Source organism: Yinghuangia soli, from assembly GCF_021502675.1.
GTDB lineage: Bacteria > Actinomycetota > Actinomycetes > Streptomycetales > Streptomycetaceae > Yinghuangia > Yinghuangia soli.
The window spans coordinates 20,574-40,840 of record NZ_JAKFHA010000052.1 but is presented as its reverse complement, the minus strand read 5'-3'; the positions used below and the strand labels follow the sequence as shown (position 1 = coordinate 40,840).

Sequence of the window (20,267 nt, the reverse complement as noted above, 5' to 3'; positions counted from 1 at the left end):
CCGCCGTCGCCGAGGCAGCCGTCTTCGGGATCACCCACCCGTACTGGATCGAAGCCGTCACCGCCGTCGTCGTCCCCAAGCCCGGCGAGAAGATCGAACCCGACGAGATCACCGCGCACTGCCGCGAACACCTCGCCGGGTTCAAGATCCCCAAATACGTCGTGATCACCGAAGCCCTACCCAAGAACCCCAGCGGCAAAATCCTCAAACGCGAACTGCGCGACGCCTACGCGCACTTGGCCGACGGGTAGCGGCTCGCCGACTCGCCGACCCGGCCGAAGGCATCACCCACGAGCAAGGAGCACGCGTGCAGTACTCGAACGTCGGCCGATCCGGCCTGAAGGTGTCGTCCCTCGGCCTCGGCTGCAACAACTTCGGCATGAAGATCGACCAGAGCGCCGCCGACGCGGTGGTCGGCACCGCCCTGGACGCCGGGATCACTCTCTTCGACACCGCCGACATCTACGCCAAGGGCAAGTCCGAGGAGATCCTTGGCAAGGCCCTCGGCGCACGCCGGGACGAGGTGGTGATCGCGTCGAAGTTCGGAGCACCGATGGTGCCCGGCCCGTACGGCGGGGGCTCATCGCGCCGGTACATCATCCGAGCCTGCGAGGCCAGCCTCCAGCGGCTGGGGACCGACCACATCGACCTCTACTACCAGCACTACCCCGATCCCGAGACACCGGTCGAAGAGACACTGGCCGCGCTGGACGAACTCGTCCGGGCCGGCAAGGTGCGCTACGTGGCGGCGTCCAACCTGGCGGCATGGCAGCTGGCCGACGCTGCACACACGGCCCGCCGCGACGGGGTGGCCCAGTTCGTCGCCGTGCAGGCGGAGTGGAATCTGCTCACCCGCGGCGCAGAGCGCGAACTCGTACCGGCAGCCGAGCGTTTCGGCGTTGGCGTGATCCCGTACTTCCCTCTGGCGTCCGGGCTCCTCACCGGCAAGTACCGGCAGGGCGCCGACTACCCCGAGGGCTCCCGGCTCGCCGCCTTGCCGTACTTCGCGTCGGTGGCGACCGAGGCGAACTTCGCGGCGGTCGAACGGCTTCGCGCGGTAGCGGACAAGGCCGGTCTGAGTCTGGTCGGGGTGGCACTGTCCTGGCTTGCCGCTCAGCCGTCGGTGCCTTCGGTGCTGGTCGGCGCGACGTCCGCGGAGCAGGTGACCTCCAACGCCGAGGCACTGTCCGTCTTGACGCCGGACCTGCTCGCGGACATCGAAGCGGCGGTGTCCGCCTCCTGAACCGCGCGGGCCGCCTCGGCCGGGGAGGGGCGGCTCGCGCTCGACCTCACCGGCGATCAGCCTCGAGCGTGTTGCACCACACGGACGCCAGGGTGTCGAGCATTGCGGACCGTTCGCGTACCCACCGTCCGGCCATCCACGACGGCATGAACGTCTCCAGCTGGGTGATCAGCAGGTACGCGCGGCGCCGGGCCTCGGGCTTGGAGAAGTGCGCCCAGCGCTCCGGCGGCTGCAGCAGCGAGGCCACGAAGACCTTCAGGTGCTCTTGGTGCTGCTCGCGCAGCGTGTGCGGCAGTTGGTCGGCGAACATGCGCAGCGCCTGCTTGTTCTCCAGGCCGCCGGTGACGTACTCCTCCAGCCAGGCGCGGATGGTCGCGTGCGACCAGTCGGGGAGTTCGCCGAAGGCGGCGAACCGCGCGCCGGTGGTCGTCCAGATGCGGTCGGCGAGCAGGGTGACGATGTCGGCCTTGCCGGTGAAGTGCAGGTAGAACGTGGCGCGTGCGGCGCCGGCCGCGGCGACGATGTCGTCGACGGTGGTCGCGTCGTACCCCTTGGCCTCGAAGGAGTCGCAGGCCGCCGCGAGGAGTCGCTCCCGCGTGTACTGCTTCTGCTGGGCCCGCAGGTCCGGAGCCGACGCGCGGTCCGCGGAGCCGGACGACCGGCGAGTGGTGGCAGACATGCCGCCCAGCCTAGCGGCCGGTCCCTGACGGTGGGGCGATATGCGTCCACTCACTGGTCACTATGTCTTCCATTTGCCGCATCCTCGATTTAGCGTAACGGCAACGTTTAATTGTGCTTCCGGAAGGATGTGCCGTGTACGTCTACGACGTCGACTCCCACTTCGAACCGCCGTCGGACTGGCTGGACGCCTTCCCCGCGCTCAAGGCGAGGATCCCCGAGCTCTTTCCGCAGCACGAACCGGAGTTCGCGCTGCGCGGCCCGGAGCAGTTCGCCTACTTCGTCTCCGACGGCATCCGTCCGATGGCTCCGCGGTCCGAGCGGGTCCCGCTGGACCGGCTGGTGACGCCGTTCCTCCGGGCGATGTACCCGGAGAGCGGGCCGGCCACCATCGACGGCCACTGCCAGCACCCGTCCGTGGACGCCGATGCGCGGGTCGCCACCTTGGACGCCCAAGGCATCGACGCGCAGAACGTCATCACCGGGGCCGGCTACACCCTGATGCGCTGTCTCGAGGACCCCGGCCTGGCCCGCGAGACAGCCGAGGCTCTCAACACCTGCCTCAGCGACGCGATGTCGGGCCACCGCGAGCGGCTGCTGCCGGTCACCGTCACGCACTTCGACGACCTGGACTGGGTGGTCGGCGAGATGGCGCGTATGCGTGCTCGCGGCAGCCGGGCCTTCCATGTCACGACCGAGTTCAGCAACAACATCCCGCCCTACCACCCGGAGTTCGACAAGGTCTGGTCCGCCGCGACGGACCTGGGCATGGTGGCGGTGCTGCACGTGGGCCTCATGCCGCCCCGCTACCACCCCGCCTACGCCAACACGTCCGACCCGGCGCTGATCACCCGGATGAGCACCAGCCAGTCGTTCCAGGCCGCCCAGGTCTACCTGAACGCGCTGGTGTTCGGCGGGGTCTTCGAGCGTCACCCGAACCTGACCCTGCTGCTCTGCGAGACAGGGATCGACTGGCTGGAGTTCGCGGTGGCGAACATGGACGGGCGGGCCGCACCAGGCTCCGCCGCCTTGCTCGGACCCTACGAACTCCCTCTCAAACCGAGCGAATACATCATGCGCAACGTCCGCATCAGCCCACTCCCCCAAGCCGCCCAGTCCCCGGTCCGGCTGTTCGAGAACCTGCCGGGTGTCGCCGTCTTCTCCTCCGACATGCCGCACTTCGAGGGGAACCTGGCGCCGGTCGAGTTCTGGCGCGGCGAACTGGCCGACGCCGGCACCGGCGATTGGGAACGCTTCATCGGCGGCAGCATGGCCGAGGCGTACGCACGCATGGGCGACCCGCTGCCCGCTCCGGTGGCAGCGGCATGACGGCCCCCACCGCGACCACCGAGTCCGCCGATTCCTCCGATGCATGGCCTTCGCTGTCCGCGGCAGACCGCCAGGCGATCGCCGAGCTTCCGGCCCGGTTCTGCCACCACTCCGACTATGCCGAGTACGAACGATTCGCCGAGTTGTTCACCGAGGACGTGGTCACCGAGCTGATCGGCATCGGCGAATACCAAGGCCTTGAGGCGCAGATCCGGCATGCCCGCGACACGGCGGCCTGGACGTCGGGGCACGCCTGGCATCTCGTCGCCAACATGTGGATCGAACCGACGCCGACCGGCGCCACGGTCCGCTACTACCTGATCGGCATGCTGCGGATGGGGGCCGAGGGCGGTGGGACGGTCAACACCACCGGCCGCTTCGTCGACCATGTCACCCGGACTCCGGTCGGCTGGCGTATCCACCGGCGCGAGTTCACGATGGACCGGCCGATCGTGCCGCCCGACCTGAGCTGATGCTTCGGCTCGCCTGAACCGCCCGGGCGGCACGTCACCTCCGCCGACATGCCGCCCGGGCCTGTGCCGTATCCGAAGCGGCTACGACGGCGAGGAGTTGCTGAATATCGGGGACAAGGGCGCTTTGCGGGCGGCCGGCTTCGACCGGCTGCGCCGCGCCGGGGACTTGCCGGCCAGTGCCTCGATCGCAGCGATCGTGTTGTCGATCACCACGTCGTACAGGCGCGTGAAGGCGTTGGGCAGTTGGTCGAGGACCGGAGCGACGCGTTGTTGGTCGGCCGGCGTCTCGGCGCGCAGCGCCTCGTGAAGGGTCGGGAGCATCTCTCCGACGGGGCGGCGCTGGGCGGCCAGTGTGGCGTGTCCGACGATGGTCGTGCCGATGAGCGCGACCGCGAGCGCGACGTCTTCGTCATCGAGGCCGAGCGGCTGGAGGATCTCGGTGAGCACGATGAACGACGGCAGCCATGCGGGCTTGCGGGTCGACGCGATGTAAGGCAGCAGCTGCGGGTAGGGCTGCAGGTGGTCCAGGCTCAGCAGCATCCACTGGCGCAGCTGCTCCTGCCACGTCGCGCCGGCCGGCCGGTCGAACCGCATGTCGGCCGCGACCCGGTCGGCGACCGCGTGCAGGAGGTCGTCGCGGTCCGGGAAGTACCGGTAGAGCGCCATGGGCGCGGAGTTCACGGCTTCCGATACCCGCTTGATGGTCAGCGGGGTGGCCGGGTCCGCGTAGACCAGCGCGACGGCCCCGTCGATGATCTGGTCGCGGGACAGGCGCGGGGGGCGACCGCGCCCCCGCGCGCCACCGGTCTCCTGAGGCATCCACGTCCCTTTCACCGCGCCCCGCCGGCTCCGGCGGGGTGTGGCTCAAGGTTACGCACCCTGCCTGCAGGTTCGCCGCAGGCAGGGGTCGGGGTGTCAGTGGAAGAGCATGGGTGCGTCCGGTCGCGGTGCGGCCACCGGGCCGGCCAGCAGGCCGCCGTCGACCACGTAGTCGGCGCCGGTGAGGTACGACGCGCCCGGCGAGGCCAGGAAGGCTGCCATGTGGGCCACCTCGTCGACGTCCCCGGCGCGGCCCAGGGGCAGGCGTGCGAACCGGGTGTCGGCCTCGGTTCCGCTGCGGTCGCCCGGCAGCATCGCGGTGCGGATCGGCCCGGGGACCAGCGCGTTGACGCGGATGCCGGCCGGGCCGAGCTCGATGGCGGCGGTCCGGGTCAGCCCGCGGATGCCCCACTTGCTCGCCGAGTAGGCCGCGGCCCAGGCCTGGCCCTGCATGCCGCTGGCCGAGGCGACGTTGACGATCGCGCCTCCCCCGGCCTCGCGCATCACGGGAGCGGCTGCGCGTATGCCCAGGAACGCGCCGACCAGGTTGATGTCGAGGATGCGGCGGAAGGCCTCCGCCGATTCGTCCTCGACGGCTACGAGGCGCATGGCGGCTGCGTTGTTGACCAGGGCGTCGAGCCGCCCGAACCGGGCCAGTGCCGTATCGACCGCGGCGGCCCAGTCCTTCTCGTCGCTGACGTCGTGGCGGATCCAGGCTGCCGCATCGCCGAGCTCGGCGGCGACGGCCGCCACGGCGTCCTCCTGGACGTCGGTCAGCAGCACCCGCGCGCCGCAGCGGGCGAACATGCGTGCCTCGGCTGCGCCTTGCCCCTGTGCGGCACCGGTGATGAGAGCGACGGTGCCGTCGAGGTCGTACATGGGGTTGCTCCTTGGAAGTGTGGGGGTGCGTGCCGCGTGATCGCCGCAGCTAGCGGGGGACGTGCCACTGCAGCTCGATGTGCTGGCCGAAGGTGAGCAGTCCGCAGGCGAGGACGTCGGTGTGCACGAAGACCTGCATCATCGTGTCGGTGGCAGCGCCGGGGTCCTCTGGCCGGTAGACGCCGGAGATGCTGATGCGTCCGGCAAGTTCGGGGTCGCTCTTTGCCGCGGCTTCGATGTCGACGATGGCCTGTTCAAGGGCTTCCCGGGTGGGGAGGCGCATGCCGAAGTGGAATGAGTACTGCGGATTGGCACGCACGTGTGCGGTCCAGACGTCGGCAGTAGCGGCCAGGTCGCCGGTGAGCCGTCCGGCGAGCGTCTGCTCGAAAGCCCATTGCCCCGGGGTGACTTCGGACGCGTACAGCGTGTTGGTGGTGTAGTCCTCGACGGCCGGGTCGACGAAGGCGGTGAACCAGTGCCCGCCCCGGTCCTTGACGCGGCACCCGAGGAGTTCGAAGACCCGTGCGGCCAGGGCGCGCTCGCCGGGGCGATGGACGAGTTCGGCGTGGGTGATGCGGCGCGTGGCCGGGTCGGGGGCAGCCATTCGATTACCTCCACGGGCGGGTGGCTTGCAGGCGGAAGGCCGGGCCGGATTTTACGTATGCCTTACACTTATCAAAGCGATGCGTCAGGCGACACCCTCGGCAGCCACCGCCGCCCGAAGGGCCGACAGGGCGTGGTCCAGTGCGGCCGAGGCCGCGGGGACCTGCGCGTAGTACGAGAGGAATCCGTGCACCGCCCCCTGCACCTCGAGCACCTCGACCGCGCCGCCGGCCTTGCCGACCGCCTCGGCGTAGGCGTGGGCGTCGTCGCGTCCCATGTCGTACTGCGCGGTGACGACGATCCCGGGGGGAAGCCCGGTGAGGTCGTCGGCGTGCAGCGGCGAGAGGTAGGGGTTCCGCAGGTCGGCGTCCCCGGCGTAGGCGCGCCACATCGACTGCGACGTCTCGCGGTCGAGCATGGGCGCGCTGCCGTTCTCCACGGTGGACGGCCGCTCGGAGAGGGCGTCGAGCCCTGGATAGGCCAGCAGTTGGAAGGCGAACCGGGGGCCGCCGCGGTCGCGTCCCATCAGGGCGGCGACGGCGGCCAGGTTCGCGCCGGCGCTGTCGCCTCCCACCGCGACCCGACCGGGGTCGCCGCCGAAATCGCGGGCGTTCTCGGCCACCCAGGCAGCGGCCGCATAGAAGTCCTCGGCGGCGGCCGGGAACACGTGCTCCGGGGCCAGCCGGTACTCGACCGAGACCACCACGCAGCCGCTGCGGTTGGCGATCTCGCGGCACAGACCGTCGTGGGTCTCGATGCCGCAGATCGACCAGCCGCCCCCGTGTGCGAAGACCAGGACCGGAAGCCCGGACGCGTCCAGCGGACGGTAGATCCGGACGGGTACATCACCGGCCGGCCCGGGCGCCGTGCGGTCCTCGACGGCATGCACGTCGGGTCGCGGCTGCCGCGCTGCCGCGGCGGTGACCCGCTCCCGGACGGCGGCGACGGTCTCACGCGAGATGACCGGCAGGGGCGGGATGGCCGCCATGATGGCCGCCAACTCCGGGATGAGGTCGAACTCGTGCATGTGCGGCTTCATCTATGGCCTCCGGTGGCGGGCAGCTCGTGACGTGCCTCGCAGGTATCGCCGAGCGGACGGTGAGGATGGACAGTCTGTCTATCCAAGAGCCAGATCATGCACCCAAACCGCGTGGACTTCCAGTGCGCGAAACGATGACCCGCATTCATCCTGGACAGTCGCCAAGACTGCATGCATCATTCATTCACTAGATGGAGTGTCTACCGAGCTTGCGCATGCCGCAGCTGGTCACCCGTCCCGGAAGGGCCGCCTCCGTGCCACTCGGCGTGCGCCTCCGCCCTTGCTCCCGCCGCCCTACGGAGAGAGAAGCCATGACCGCATCGCCCCGGCGGACGCCTGTGTACCGCCGCCCCACGCCGGACGACCTTCCCCTTGCCGGCGCCGGGCTCGACAGCGCGGCCGTCCGCGCAAGGCTGGCCGACGCCGACGCCCGCACCCTGCTCATGTCGCTGACGATGCTGACCCGCGATGCCGGCCATCTGGAGCGCTTCGCGGCCGTGTGCGATCCGGCGAACGCCGAGACCGGGGCCGAAGCCGAGGCGGACGAGATCCGCGACCTGTTGAGCGTGGTGCTGACCGACCCGGCCTTCGTACCCGACCCGGCGCCGATGACGGTCGGGCTGTTCCAGCAGATGGCGACCGCATACGTGCGTGAACCTGTCGACGCGGAGTTCGTGCCTCTGCTTCTCGAGCAGTGCGGCTTCGACCGGCTGCCTGGTGCCCCCGAACTCCCCACCCCCGAAAAGCCGCAGCCGCCGGACGGCTTCCATGTCGCGGTGATCGGCGCGGGCCTGTCGGGCATCTGCGCGGGCATCAAACTCGCCGAGGCCGGCTACAGCTACCGCATCTACGACCGCAACAAGGACGTCGGCGGCACCTGGCTCACCAACGTCTATCCGGGCGTCGGCGTCGACACACCGAGCCACTTCTACTCGTACTCGTTCGAGATCACCTCGGACTGGCCGGAGTTCTATTCCAAGGGCGCCTACGTCCTGGACTACCTGCGGCGCTGCGCCGACGGCCACGGGCTGCGCGACCACACCAGCTTCGAGACCGAAGTGCTCTCCTGCGCCTACGACGAAGCCTCCACACGCTGGCGGATCACCACCCGCGGTCCTGACGGCCGCGAGGCCACCGAATGGGCCGACGCCGTGGTGACCGCGATGGGCTTCTTCCAGGGCTCGGTACGGCCCGACATTCCCGGCCTCGCGGACTTCGCCGGCCCCGCACTGCACACCGCCGACTGGGACCCCGACGTCGACTTGTCCGGCAAGCGCGTCGCCATGATCGGCACCGGCGCCAGCGCCATGCAGGCCGGACCGGCGATCGTCGACGAGGTGGCCGAACTCGCCGTCTTCCAGCGCACCCCCTCCTGGGTCATGCCGCGTCGCAAGGAGGACCTGACCGTCCCGGACGGCGCGCTGTGGGCAATGCGGCACGTGCCCTACTACGGCGAGTGGTTCCGCTTCTTCACCTACTGGTTCGCCTCCGACGGCAACTTCGTGCGCGTCGTGATCGACCCGGACTGGACGACGCCGGGCTCGGTCTCCGAACCCAGCGAGAAGATGCGCCAGTGGCTTCTCGACTACGCACAAGAGGAGTTGGCCGATCGCCCCGACCTGCTCGCGCGGGTGATCCCCGCGTACCCGCCGTTCGGCAAGCGCATCCTGCGGGACAGCAACTGGTACCGGATGCTGCGCCGCGACCACGTCGACCTCGTCACCTCGCCCATCGAACGCGTGGTCCCCGGCGGCGTGGTGACCGCCGACGGCAAGGAGACCGCGGCCGACGTCCTCATTCTGGCGACCGGCTACAAGGTGCTGCCGATGCTGGACGGCATCGAGATCACCGGCCGTTCCGGTGTCGCCCTCACCGACGTGTGGGGCGTGGACGACCCCCGCGCACACCTGGGCCTGACCGTCCCCGGCTTCCCCAACCTCTTCGTCCTCGGCGGGCCGAACAGCGCGCCGAACCACGGCGCGGGCGTCAACATCACCGCCGAGACGCAGGTGCACTACGTTCTGCAGTGCCTCGCGCTGCTGCACACGCACGGTGCCCGGGCGATAGAGCCGCGGCAGGACGTCCACGACGCCTACAACGACCAGGTCGAGAAGGCCTTGGAGCAGCGTGTGTGGAGCCATCCGAGCGTGCGCAGCTACTACCAGAACAGCAAGGGCCGCGTGGTCGTCTCCAATCCGTGGCGGCTCGTCGACTACTGGACGATGCTGCGCTCGCCGGACCCGGCGGACCACATCCTCGGCTGACCCGTCCCGGGGTGGCGCGGCCCGTGCGCCGCGCCGCCCCGGCGTGCGTCAGGCGTCGTCCGCACCGGCTTCGTCGATCCCCGCGGCGGCACCGGCGGCCGTGGACTCGCGGACGACCAGGCGCGTGTCGGGCTCGTAGCGCAGCGGCGACAGGGGCCGGCCCTCCGCTTCCCGCAAGGCCACCTCGGCAAGGAATCGGCCGGCCCGCACCGCGTCCATGCGCACGCTCGACAGCGACGGCACGAACAGCGCCGCCAGCGGGCTGTCGTCGTGTCCGATCACCGCCAGGTCCTGCGGGACCCGGAGGCCGGCCCGGACCGCCGCGCCCACCAGGGCCGCGGCGACTTCGTCGTTGTACGCGACGATCCCGGTGACCCCGGCCTCATGCCACGCGCGCACCGCCTCGGCCGCCGAGCAGGCCGCGTCCCCCACCGCGCGCACGTCCCGCAGTTCGGCGCCGCGGATGACGGCCCGGTCCTGCGCGGCCGACGCCCGTGCCCCCACCAGGTCGGCGATGCGGGGGTCTGCCGCTGCCGCGAAGGCGAGTCGGCGGTGGCCCAGGTCGTACAGGTGGTCCACTTGCAGGCGTGCTCCGTCGCCGACACCGGGAGCCTCGTCGAGCGGGACCTGCGCGTCCGGGCCCGGCACGATGCGGGTGATGCCGGCCGCCCGCATGGACGCGACGTCCTGGTCCTCGAAGCGGGCCCAGCCGACCACGACATCAGGGTTCAGCGCCTCCCAGAGCGGGCGGGCCATGCGGGCGGCCGAGTGGGTCTGCGTCACCAGCGAGTACCCCGCTTCGTCCAGCGCGCGGGACGCCTCCTCGAGGTAGGTGCGCATGCTGAAGTCGGCGGGCCAGTCCGGCAGCATCAGGAGCACGATCCGGCTGCGACCGCCGGCCAGCGCGGTCGCGGCCTTGTTCGGGCGGTAGCCGAGCCGGGCGGCCGCTTCGCGGACCCGGGTCCGCGTGCCTTCGGAGATCGTCTGGCCCGGGGTGTTGTTCAGCACGAAGCCGACCGTGGCGCGGGAGACGCCGACGGCCTGGGCGATGTCCGCCGCGGTGACCCGGCGTGCCGGTGCCGGTTTGGGCACGGATCCCCCTTGTTCTGCTGAGCTGCTTGCGCGTGCTAGTTCCGCAGCATAACGTACGTCGCACCATGTACTAGCGCGCGCTAGCTTGTGCTGGAAAGCACCCGGCGCCGGGTGACGCCCGGCCGATCGCGCCGCTTCGGGCCTTGCCGGGCGCAAGGCTGCCGCCCGCCTCGAAAGGACCCCTGGTGCCCGACGCCACTCCCGAATCCCTCAGCCTCGAAGAGAAGGCCGCACTGCTCACCGGCCGGGACTTCAGCACGACCCGGCCCATCGAGCACGCGGGCATCCCGTCGATCGTGCTGGTCGACGGACCGCACGGTGTCCGGCCGCCGGACGCCGCGGCAGACCACCTGGGCGTGAACAACAGCCTCCCGGCCACCTGCTTCCCGCCGGCAGTCGCCGTCGGCTCCAGCTGGGATCCCGAGGTCGCCGCCCGGGTCGGTGCGGCCGTCGCGCGCGAGGCCCGGGCGTACGGCATCCACGTCGTGCTCGGCCCGGGCGTCAACATCAAGCGCTCTCCGCTCTGCGGCCGGAACTTCGAGTACTACTCCGAGGACCCGCTGCTGTCCGGCGTCCTGGCCGCAGCCCACGTGAAGGCCATGCAGGCCGGGGGCGTCGGCGCCTCGGTCAAGCACTTCGCGGCCAACAACCAGGAACACGAACGCATGCGGGTCAGCGCCGACGTGGACGAACGCGCGCTGCGCGAGATCTACTTCCCCGCCTTCGAGCGCGTCGTCACCGAGGCCCGGCCCGCGACCGTGATGTGCGCCTACAACCGGATCAACGGCGTGCCGGCCTCCGAGAACCGGTGGCTGCTGACCGAAGTGCTGCGCGACGAGTGGGGCTTCCAGGGCCTGGTGGTGTCCGACTGGGGTGCGGTCGGCGACCGGGTGGCGGCGTTGGCCGCGGGCCTGGACCTGGCCATGCCGGCCGACGACGGCACCGGACCGGCCAAGATCGTCGAGGCGGTCCGCGACGGGTCCCTGGACGAGGCGGCCGTGGACCGGGCAGTGGGCCGCGTAGTCGCCTTGACCGACCTGGTCGCCGACGCGACGAACGGCCTCGAGGAGGACGAAGAGGAGCATCACGCCCTGGCCCGGGAACTCGCCGCGGAGTGCGTGGTCCTGCTCAAGAACGACGGCGGAGTACTCCCGCTCGCCCTGGACACACGCATCGCCGTAATCGGGGAGTTCGCTGCGGCATCGCGGTTCCAGGGCGGCGGCAGCTCGCACATCAACGCCACCCGCAAGCCTGCTGCCGTGGACGCCATTCGCTCCCTCGCCGCGGATGAGGGCCGTGCCGTCTCCTACGCCCGCGGCTTCGCCCTCGACGCGTCCGCGGATGCCGAGGCACTGCTCACCGAGGCGGTCGACGCGGCGCGGAAGGCCGAGGTCGCCGTGGTGTTCGCGGGCCTGGCCGAACGCGACGAATCCGAGGGCTTCGACCGCGAGACCCTCGATCTGCCCTCCGCCCAGGTGGACGTCATCCGCGCGGTCGCTGCCGTCGCAGCACGTACGGTGGTCGTCCTGTCCAACGGCGGCGTGATCTCCCTCGAGGGCTGGCACGACGACGTCGATGCCATCGTCGAGGGCTGGCTGCTGGGGCAGGCCGGCGGTGAAGCCATCGCTGACATCCTGTTCGGCGCTGCGAACCCGTCCGGGCATCTCGCCGAGACCATCCCGGTGCGCCTGCAGGACAATCCGAGCTACCTGAACTTCCCCGGCGAGAACCTGCAAGTGCGCTACGGGGAGGGCGTGATGGTCGGCTACCGGCACTACAACAGCATCGATCTGCCGGTCCGCTACCCGTTCGGGCACGGCCTGAGCTACACCACGTTCGAGACCCGCGACGTCTCCGCGGTGCTCGCCGGTGACGACACCGCGACCGTGTCCGTCACCGTGGCCAACACCGGCGGGCGTCCCGGAAAGCACGTCGTGCAGGTCTATGTCGCCACGACCGCCGGCCCCGTGCGCCGACCCACCCGGGAACTGCGCGCGTTCACCAAGGTCGCTCTGCGGCCCGGGGAGTCGCGGACCGTCGAACTGAGCCTCGACCGAAGGGCTTTCGCCTACTACGACATCGTCCGGGGAGGCTGGGTCGTCGCCGGCGGCGAGTACCGTGTCCAGGTCGGCCGCGACGCCGCGGACATCGTCGCCGAGACCACGCTCACGCTTGCCGGGGACGTCATCACCCAGCCGCTGTCCCTGGACTCGACGGTCAACGACTGGTTCACACACCCGGTCATAGGCCCGAAGCTTCTGGACAAGCTGAGCCAGGGCATGCCCGAACTGAGCCCCGAGGAAGCCGAGGAGAACGCCCGCATGATGCGCATGGTCGACTCCATGCCCATGCGCCAGTTCGTCGGCTTCGTCGGCCACCTCGTCACCACCGAGCACCTCGACGACCTGGTCGCCCTGTCACACGAAGGCTGATACCGCCTGCCCCTTCCTGGTGCCCGGCGGCTCCTCGCATGACGAGGAGCCGCCGGGCACCCGTCGTTTCCGGCGCCGGTCGGCAAGGGCCTCTAGTAAATGCGTATGCCTTACGTTAAATATGTCTCACCCCGTGCCGCGACTGCACGGCATCGCCGTCGAGGCGTCCCCTCCGGCTGCACCCACCCGTTTTCAGGAGGCACCGCGCGTGGCAGCAAGACCCATGGCACCGAGCACATCCCACCGGCGCACCCCGATGCGCGCCTTCGCCGCGGCCGGCCTGGTGGCCGCACTGGCCCTGACCGCCGGCGCCTGCGGGGGCGGCAGCACCGGCAAGGGCGGCGGCGACGCTTCCGCCCCGGCGAAGTCCGGCGGCAAGATGACGATGCTGGCCGTCCAGGATTCGGCGACCCTCGACCCCTTCCGCGTGTCCAACGTCGCCTTGGCGGACGAGCCGCGCATGGCGGCCTTGTACGACCCGCTCTTCTACCTCGACACCAAGACCCGGTCGGTCGCTCCGCACCTCGGCGAGTCGCTGACCACCGCCGACAACGGTGCGACCTGGACCATGAAGCTGCGGCCGGGCGTCGTCTTCAGCGACGGCACCCCGTTCGACGCCGCGGCGGTCAAGGCCAATTACGACACGCACGCGAACCCGGCGACCCGTTCCGTGCACATCGCCGTCGCCATCGGGATCAAGACCGAGGTCGTGGACAGCACGACCGTGAAGCTCACCCCGGTCGGCGCGCCCAACCCCAACCTCGACCGTGCGATCGCAACCGAACTGACGTACATCATGGCGCCGTCCGCCATCGCGAAGGGGCCGGAAAAGTACGGCTCCGAGCCGATCGGCGCGGGTCCGTTCGTGCTCTCGAACTGGGTACGGGGATCCGAGCAGACCTTCACGCGCAATCCGAACTACTGGCAGAAGGACAAGGGCCTGCCCAAGCTCGACCAGCTGTCGATCAAGAGCATCCCGGACATCAAGCAGCAGTACAACACCGTCAAGTCCGGGCAGGCGGACCTGTTCATCAGCTCCGACGGCCGCGTCCTCGAACAGGCCGGCAAGGAGCTGAACCTGGCTCCGTTCAAGACCGACGGCGGCCAGATCGTGCAGTTCAACCTCCGCAAGGCGCCGTTCGACGACGTCCGCGCCCGCAAGGCGATCACGCTGGCGTTGGACCCGGCCGAGATCCCGAAGACGCTCAATAACGGGTACACCCCGGCAAAGAGCGTGTTCACCGCAGGCGGCCCGTTCGCCGACCCGGCAGTCGTCCAGCCGGCCCAGGACAAGGCCGAGGCACAGCGGCTGCTCGACGAACTGGCCGCGGAGGGCAAGAAGGTCGACTTCTCCTACCTGGTCCCGCAGAACCCTTCGTCCGTCGCGGTCGCCGAGTTCATGCAGAGCCGCTTGAAGGAGTTCAAGAACGTCTCGATGCGGATCGAGCCGTTGGAGATCGGGCAGTACATCGCCAAGTACGCGGTCCAGCGGGACTACCAGGCGACCCTCACACAGATCTGGGCGGTCGACCCGGAGCCCATGCTGTACGGCTACTGGCAGTCGCAGAGCCTGTTCAACCTCAGCGGCTGGAACAACCCGCAGGCCGACGCCGCCCTCGCCGCAGGCCGGGCAAGCACCGATCCGGCGGTCCGCAAGCAGGCCTACGGCGAACTGCAGAAGGCGATCGTCGCCGACGTCCCGCTGTGGGCGTACGCCGAGTCGGACACCGGTGTGATCCACAGCAGCAAGGTGACCGGCATCGAGCACTACAACGCCGGCGTCGTCTTCATGGACCGGCTCGGCCTCAAGGGCTGACGGCGTCAGCCGCCGCGAGACGTCCGCGTGTGCCGGGGCCACCGCTGCTGCGGTGGGCCCCGCACCCCGGCACACGCGCGCTGCGTAGTACTAACCGCGGAAGCCGATGCGGTCGAACAGCACGACGCCGTCGCCCATGACCTGGATGCCGGTCACCTTGCGGCCGAACACGACCGTGTTCACCGCCTCCTGGTAGACCCAGAACGGCAGATCCTTGTTCAACTGGACCTGCACTTTGGTGTATGCCTCGGACCGCTGGTCGGTCCGGGTGCTCAGCCGTGCCGCGGTCATCGCCTCGGTGACCTGGGGATCGCTGTATCCGGTGATGTTCGCCGGGCTTCCCGGGCGCAGGAAGTCGAACAGGCTCGGCTCCGGATCGTTCATCCACAAGGCCGACAGCGCCATGTCGAAGTCGCCGGTGATCAGCCGCCGTGTCAGCGTCACCACGTCGACGCTCTCGGCATGCATCTTCACGCCGGCAAAGCGCTGGACTTGCTGCTGCATGTAGAGCGTCTCGGGCTCCAGGGTGCCGGGCGTGCTGCCCGTCGTCATGAACGAGAACTCCAGCGGCCGGGTTCCCGCGGCGGTCAGGCGTTCGAACGCCTGCCGGGCCTGGTCGGCGTCGTTCTCACGCGGCCTCAACTGGAGGTTCGCCAGCGAAGAGGCAGAGTCGAAGATCCCGTTCGCGGGCGTACCGGCCCCTTCGTGGAAGCGCTCGTTGATCTCGCCGGCGCTGAGGCTGTCCACCACGGCCTGCCGGGCCGCGGGGTCGTCGAACGGCGGTCGCCGGGTGTTGAAGACGACCATGAGCCCGCCGTTCAGGTTGAGCCCCAACGTCCCGAGCCCCATGCGCTTGGCGGCGTCCGCGACGGCCGGATCGGTGATCTCCCCCAGGTCGACATCGCCCGCATCGATCGCCGTGGAAACGGTGGTTCCCGGTGCCTGCACGCGGGCATCGATCTCGTCGAGAAGGGGCCGCCCGGGCTGCCAGTACCTCGGGTTCCGGCGCAGGGTCAGGCTCTTGCCCGGTTCTCGGGCGGCCAGCACGAACGGCCCTGCACCCACCGGATCGACGCGCAAGGCGGCCAGATCGCCGAGTGCACGTGGCGATGCGATGTAGTTCAGTCCGCTGGCCACCGCGCGATCGAAGTTGGCGTTCGGACTTGGCAGTTCGATCGCGAGATGGAGCGGGTCGGCGACAGTGAGGCGAAGCCCGACGGCGCCGGACGCGTACGACGAGCCGGTCTTGGGGTCCGCGTGGAGCTCCCAGTTCGCCTTGACCGCGGCAGCGTCGAACGGCGCGCCGTCCGAGAACTCGACCCCTGGGCGCAGCGTCAGGGTCCACACCTTTGCTGTGGCGTCCGAGACCAGGCTCTCGGCGATGTGCGGTTGGACCGTGCCGGTGTTGGGGTCGGACCAGACGAGCGGGTCGTAGATCGCGGAGAGCAGGTTGCCCCAGGCGATGGCGAAATTGGAGGCGGTGAACGGGTCGAGGGCAGGCGGGTCGGCGATGATCCCCAGACGCAGGACGCCTCCGGGCTGCGGCGTACCGAAGGCGTCCGGGGCTCGGCCGCCACCGGAGCCGCAGGCCCCGACCGCAACGAGCGTCGAGGCTGCCAGGAGTGCGCTGATGCGTCGGCCCCTCATCGGTCGGCCGTTGAGCGCGAACCCCATGGCGCGACGCTTACGGGAAAGCAGAATCACGGTGTCTGGACCCATTCAGTCTCTCGGTGGCGCAGCTTGCGCCACCGAACCGGGAAGGCCGGAGCGGCCGGGTGATCGCGGGAGCTGTGGGCGCGCCGGAGCAACGAGCAAAAACCTGCTGCACTACGGTTTGGACGTGCCGAACACCGACCCCGCCCGCAAAGCCCCGGGGCCCCGCCGCCGCTATCCCAAAGGCGAGGCCAAGCGCGCAGAGATCCTGCGCACCGCGCTGGAGGTACTGGCGGCCGAAGGCGACCGCAAAGCGTCGCTACGCGTGATCGCCGACCGCGTGGGACTGACGGCGACCGGGCTCACGCACTACTTCGGAACGCGCGAGGAACTGTTCCTCGCCGTGCTGGACGAGCGGGACCGGGAAGCCACGGCGGCGGCCGAGGGGGTGGCCGATTCCCTGGAGGCCGTGACGCGGACCGTCGAACACAACCTCGGAGTCCCCGGACTCGTGCGGTTGTACGTGGCGCTCACCGCGTCCGCCGCGGATCCGGGGCACCCGGCCGGCCCCTATTTCGCCCGCCGGTACCAGGGGTTGCACGGGGCGCTACGCCGCGGCATCGAAGCGATGCAAGCGGACGGCCGCGCGCGCACCGACGTCGGCGCCGACGAGCTCGCGAGGCTGGTGATCGCCGCAATAGACGGACTCCAGATGCAATGGCTGGTCGACCCGGAGGTGGACATGATCCGGGCCGTCGACGGACTGGTGACGATGATCACGAGCTTTCCCTCGGACTGACCGCCTGGCCGTCGGCTGCTGCTCCCCGCGCTGCCGCACCGTCTGGAACGATTCATTCCGGGTGATCGAGGTGCAGCCTAGAGGCAAAAACAGAAGAGCACCAGGTTTTCTTGAGCAAACCCGCTAGTACGGGCCTTCATGCCTTGCCCGAGGGCGGACTATCGCCTACCGTCACGTCATCGAAACGTTTCAAGTCCGTTTCAGAAACATGCCGGTCCTCTGGCGTACGACCGCGTGCTCCGAGCACCCGGTCGTACGTGACAGATCGCCCGATGCCGAGGAGCACCATGTCGGAATCCCCCGCGGCGACGCTCGCCGTGGCCCCCGTGAAGTTCGAGCACCTGAGCGACGGCCTCGGCATCGGCCACGCGCGTCCCCGCCTGTCCTGGATCACCACCACAGTCACACCCGACTGGCGGCAGCACGCCTACGAACTTCAGCTGATGGCCGCAGACGGCGCCCCCGGGGAGTCGGTCGCCGTCCAGTCCGACGCGTCGGTGCTGGTGCCCTGGCCCTTCGCCGGTCTGGCCTCACGTGAGTCGGTCGGCGTACGTGTGCGCGTGGCCGGCTCCGACGCACCGAGCGGCTGGTCGCCCTGGAGCGAGGCGGCCTGGGCCGAGACCGGGCTCCTCGCCGAGGGCGACTGGACCGCGCGATTCATCACGCCGGATTGGGACGACGACACCACCCGCGACAATCCGTGTCCGGTCCTGCGGCGCCGCTTCGACATCCGCACCCCGGTCCGATCGGCCCGCCTGTACGCGAGCGCCCTCGGCGTGTACGAGGCGGAGCTGAACGGCAAGAAGGTCAGCGACACCGTGCTGGCCCCAGGCTGGACTCCCTACGGCAAACGCCTGAAGTACCAGACCTACGACGTCACCGATCTCCTTGCCGTCGGCTCCAACGAACTCACGGCCACGTTGGCCGACGGCTGGTACCGCGGACGCCTCGGATTCGAGGGCAAGCGCGCGCTGTACGGCGAACGCCTCGCCCTGCTGGCCCAGTTGGAGGTCACCTACGACGACGGAACCGTGCTGGTCGTCGACACCTCGGACGGTACGGGATGGCAAGCCGCGCCAGGCCCCGTCCTGCGCGCGAGCCTGTACGACGGCGAGACCTGCGACGCGCGGATCACACCGGACTCGTGGCACGGCGTACGGACCGAGCCCTACGATCTGGCCCTGCTGACCGCGCCCACCGGCCCCCCGGTCCGCCCGACCGAGGAACTGGCGCCGATCACGGTCACCGCCTCGCCCTCCGGCAAGACGATCCTCGACTTCGGCCAGAACCTGGTCGGATGGATGCGCATCACGGTCGACGGCGACGCCGGCCGAGAGGTAGTGCTGCGCCACGCCGAAGTCCTCCAGGACGGCGAACTCGCCCTCGAACCCCTGCGCACCGCGGAAGCCACCGACCGCTACATCCTGCGCGGCGGCGGCCCCGAGACCTGGGAACCGCGCTTCAGCTTCCACGGCTTCCGGTACGCCGAGATCGCGGGCTGGCCGGGCGACGTCGACCCCGACGCCGTGCGGGCCGTCGTCGTCCATTCCGACATGACGCGCACCGGCAGCTTCAGCTGCTCCGAGCACCTCGTCAATCGCCTGCACGAGAATGCCGTGTGGAGCATGCGCGGCAACTTCCTCGATGTGCCCACCGACTGCCCGCAACGCGACGAACGCCTGGGCTGGACCGGCGACATCCAGGCCTTCGCCCCCACCGCCTGCCAGTTGTACGACAGCGCCGGGTTCCTGACCTCGTGGCTCCAGGACCTCGCCCTGGAGCAAGGCGACGACGGCACTGTGCCCTTCATCGTGCCCAAGGCGGCCGCCTCGGGCTCCGACCTGCCCACTGCGGCGTGGGGAGACGCGGCCACCATCGTGCCGTGGACGCTCTACCTCCGCTACGGCGACGCAGGCGTGCTGGACGCCCAGTTCGACAGCATGCGCGCCTGGGTCGACAAGGTCGCCGAACTGGCCGGCCCCGACCTGCTGTGGAACTCCGGCTTCCAGTTCGGCGACTGGCTCGACCCCTCCGCCCCGCCCGAGCAGCCCCAAGCCGGCAAGACCCCACCGGACGTCGTGGCCACCGCGTACTTCGCGCGTTCCGCCCAGATCGTGGCCGACGCCGCCACGGTCCTCGGCCGCGACAAGGAGGCGCTGCACTACAGCGACCTTGCCGCCCGCGTCCGCACCGCGTTCCAGGACGAATACACCACCGCCAACGGCCGCGTGATCCCCGACGCCCAGACCGCCTACGCCCTCGCCCTCGAATTCGACCTGCTCCCCCACCCGGAGCAACGCGCCCGCGCCGCCGACCGCCTGGCGGCCCTCCTGCGCGAGAACGGCTACCGCATCGGCACCGGATTCGTCGGGACTCCGCTCATGTGCGACGCCCTGGCCGACCACGGCCACCTGGATGCCGCGTACCGCCTGCTCCTCCAGCAGGAATGCCCCTCCTGGCTCTACCCGATCACCCAAGGTGCCACCACGATCTGGGAACGCTGGGACAGCCTGCGCCCCGACGGCACCCTGAACCCCAGCGGCATGACCTCCTTCAACCACTACGCGCTCGGCGCCGTCGTCGCCTGGCTCTACCGGACCGTGGCCGGCCTGGACGCCGCCGAACCCGGCTACCGCCGCCTGCGCATCGCCCCGCGCCCGGGCGGCGGCCTCGGCCACGCCCGCGCCGACCTGCACACCCCCTACGGCCCCGCATCCGTGTCCTGGCACCGCGACGACGACACCCTTACCATCGACGCGCAAGTGCCGCCCAACACCACCGCCGAGGTGGAACTCCCCTACGGTGGAACGCCGTTCACCGTAGGTTCCGGACAGCACACCTGGACGACCGCCGTACCGTCCGAAACCACACGGGCCCCGCTGACCGCCGACACCCCCATGTCGGAAATGCTCGACCACCCCGAGGCCATGGCCGTCCTGCGGGAGACGCTGGCCAGGCACTGGCCCGAAGCCGCCGCCCACATGGACACCGAGTCCACGGGCAGCGCCGGCTACGCCGAGGTCTCACCCCGCCAACTCGCCGCGTTCTTCGCGGGGGGCGACGCCTGGCTGGCGGAACTCGAAGGACTCCTCGCCGCTCTCTGAACGACGAACCAGGCCTGAGGTATCGACGCGCACGCCCACCGCGT

16 protein-coding genes are annotated in these 20,267 nt (G+C 70.1%); 9 read left to right on the top strand and 7 right to left on the bottom strand.

Features of this window, described 5'->3' with window-relative positions; genetic code table 11:
- On the top strand, positions 1 to 251 hold a 251-nt coding region (locus LZ495_RS41135; RefSeq protein ID WP_443732568.1), incomplete at its 5' end, for an AMP-binding enzyme.
- A 56-nt stretch (positions 252 to 307) separates the two neighbouring features.
- Positions 308 to 1,243 carry an aldo/keto reductase gene (locus tag LZ495_RS41130; protein WP_235058360.1) on the top strand — a complete coding sequence of 312 codons (936 nt, stop codon included), beginning with the start codon at positions 308 to 310 and terminating at the stop codon, positions 1,241 to 1,243.
- Between the two features lie 46 nt (positions 1,244 to 1,289).
- On the opposite strand, the gene LZ495_RS41125 is transcribed toward LZ495_RS41130, so the two are convergent.
- Complete coding sequence (locus tag LZ495_RS41125; protein ID WP_235058359.1) at positions 1,290 to 1,922, bottom strand: TetR/AcrR family transcriptional regulator; 633 nt, start codon at positions 1,920 to 1,922, stop codon at positions 1,290 to 1,292.
- 134 nt (positions 1,923 to 2,056) lie between these two features.
- On the opposite strand from LZ495_RS41125, the gene LZ495_RS41120 reads away from it, so the two are divergent.
- Positions 2,057 to 3,250, top strand: coding sequence for an amidohydrolase family protein (locus LZ495_RS41120; RefSeq protein WP_235058358.1), 1,194 nt, complete (start codon positions 2,057 to 2,059; stop codon positions 3,248 to 3,250).
- Positions 3,247 to 3,723, top strand: coding sequence for a nuclear transport factor 2 family protein (locus LZ495_RS41115; protein WP_235058357.1), 477 nt, complete (start codon positions 3,247 to 3,249; stop codon positions 3,721 to 3,723). Before LZ495_RS41120 ends, LZ495_RS41115 begins: the two co-directional genes overlap by 4 nt.
- 81 nt (positions 3,724 to 3,804) lie before the next feature.
- Here the strand turns inward: LZ495_RS41115 and LZ495_RS41110 are convergent, their stop codons facing one another.
- The 4 genes from LZ495_RS41110 to LZ495_RS41095 form a co-directional block, all read right to left on the bottom strand.
- Positions 3,805 to 4,542 (bottom strand): TetR/AcrR family transcriptional regulator, encoded by a 738-nt coding sequence (locus tag LZ495_RS41110; RefSeq protein ID WP_235058356.1) that lies wholly within the window; start codon positions 4,540 to 4,542, stop codon positions 3,805 to 3,807.
- Between the two features lie 96 nt (positions 4,543 to 4,638).
- A complete protein-coding gene (locus LZ495_RS41105; protein ID WP_235058355.1) occupies positions 4,639 to 5,421 on the bottom strand; it encodes a glucose 1-dehydrogenase in 783 nt (260 codons plus the stop codon).
- A 49-nt stretch (positions 5,422 to 5,470) separates the two neighbouring features.
- A complete protein-coding gene (locus LZ495_RS41100) occupies positions 5,471 to 6,025 on the bottom strand; it encodes a hypothetical protein (protein WP_235058354.1) in 555 nt (184 codons plus the stop codon).
- Positions 6,026 to 6,109: 84 nt separating this feature from the next.
- Entirely contained in the window at positions 6,110 to 7,051 is a 942-nt protein-coding gene (locus tag LZ495_RS41095) for an alpha/beta hydrolase (protein WP_235058353.1), read from the bottom strand.
- 323 nt (positions 7,052 to 7,374) lie between these two features.
- Here LZ495_RS41095 and LZ495_RS41090 point away from each other — a divergent pair, with 323 nt between their 5' ends.
- On the top strand, positions 7,375 to 9,327 hold the full coding sequence (locus LZ495_RS41090) for a flavin-containing monooxygenase (protein ID WP_235058352.1): 1,953 nt from the start codon (positions 7,375 to 7,377) through the stop codon (positions 9,325 to 9,327).
- A gap of 48 nt (positions 9,328 to 9,375) precedes the next feature.
- On the opposite strand, the gene LZ495_RS41085 is transcribed toward LZ495_RS41090, so the two are convergent.
- Positions 9,376 to 10,419, bottom strand: coding sequence for a LacI family DNA-binding transcriptional regulator (locus LZ495_RS41085; protein WP_235058351.1), 1,044 nt, complete (start codon positions 10,417 to 10,419; stop codon positions 9,376 to 9,378).
- 185 nt (positions 10,420 to 10,604) lie between these two features.
- Here LZ495_RS41085 and LZ495_RS41080 point away from each other — a divergent pair, with 185 nt between their 5' ends.
- Entirely contained in the window at positions 10,605 to 12,851 is a 2,247-nt protein-coding gene (locus tag LZ495_RS41080; protein ID WP_235058350.1) for a glycoside hydrolase family 3 C-terminal domain-containing protein, read from the top strand.
- A 208-nt stretch (positions 12,852 to 13,059) separates the two neighbouring features.
- Positions 13,060 to 14,667: an ABC transporter substrate-binding protein gene (locus tag LZ495_RS41075; RefSeq protein ID WP_235058349.1), complete on the top strand. Its 1,608-nt coding sequence runs from the start codon at positions 13,060 to 13,062 to the stop codon at positions 14,665 to 14,667.
- Between the two features lie 90 nt (positions 14,668 to 14,757).
- Here the strand turns inward: LZ495_RS41075 and LZ495_RS41070 are convergent, their stop codons facing one another.
- The gene (locus LZ495_RS41070; protein ID WP_235058348.1) at positions 14,758 to 16,314 is read right to left on the bottom strand and encodes an ABC transporter substrate-binding protein; all 1,557 of its coding nucleotides are present in this window, start codon (positions 16,312 to 16,314) and stop codon (positions 14,758 to 14,760) included.
- A gap of 193 nt (positions 16,315 to 16,507) precedes the next feature.
- Here LZ495_RS41070 and LZ495_RS41065 point away from each other — a divergent pair, with 193 nt between their 5' ends.
- A complete protein-coding gene (locus LZ495_RS41065; protein WP_235058347.1) occupies positions 16,508 to 17,119 on the top strand; it encodes a TetR/AcrR family transcriptional regulator in 612 nt (203 codons plus the stop codon).
- 287 nt (positions 17,120 to 17,406) lie between these two features.
- Positions 17,407 to 20,223, top strand: coding sequence for a family 78 glycoside hydrolase catalytic domain (locus LZ495_RS41060; RefSeq protein WP_235058346.1), 2,817 nt, complete (start codon positions 17,407 to 17,409; stop codon positions 20,221 to 20,223).
- Positions 20,224 to 20,267: the final 44 nt, after the last annotated feature.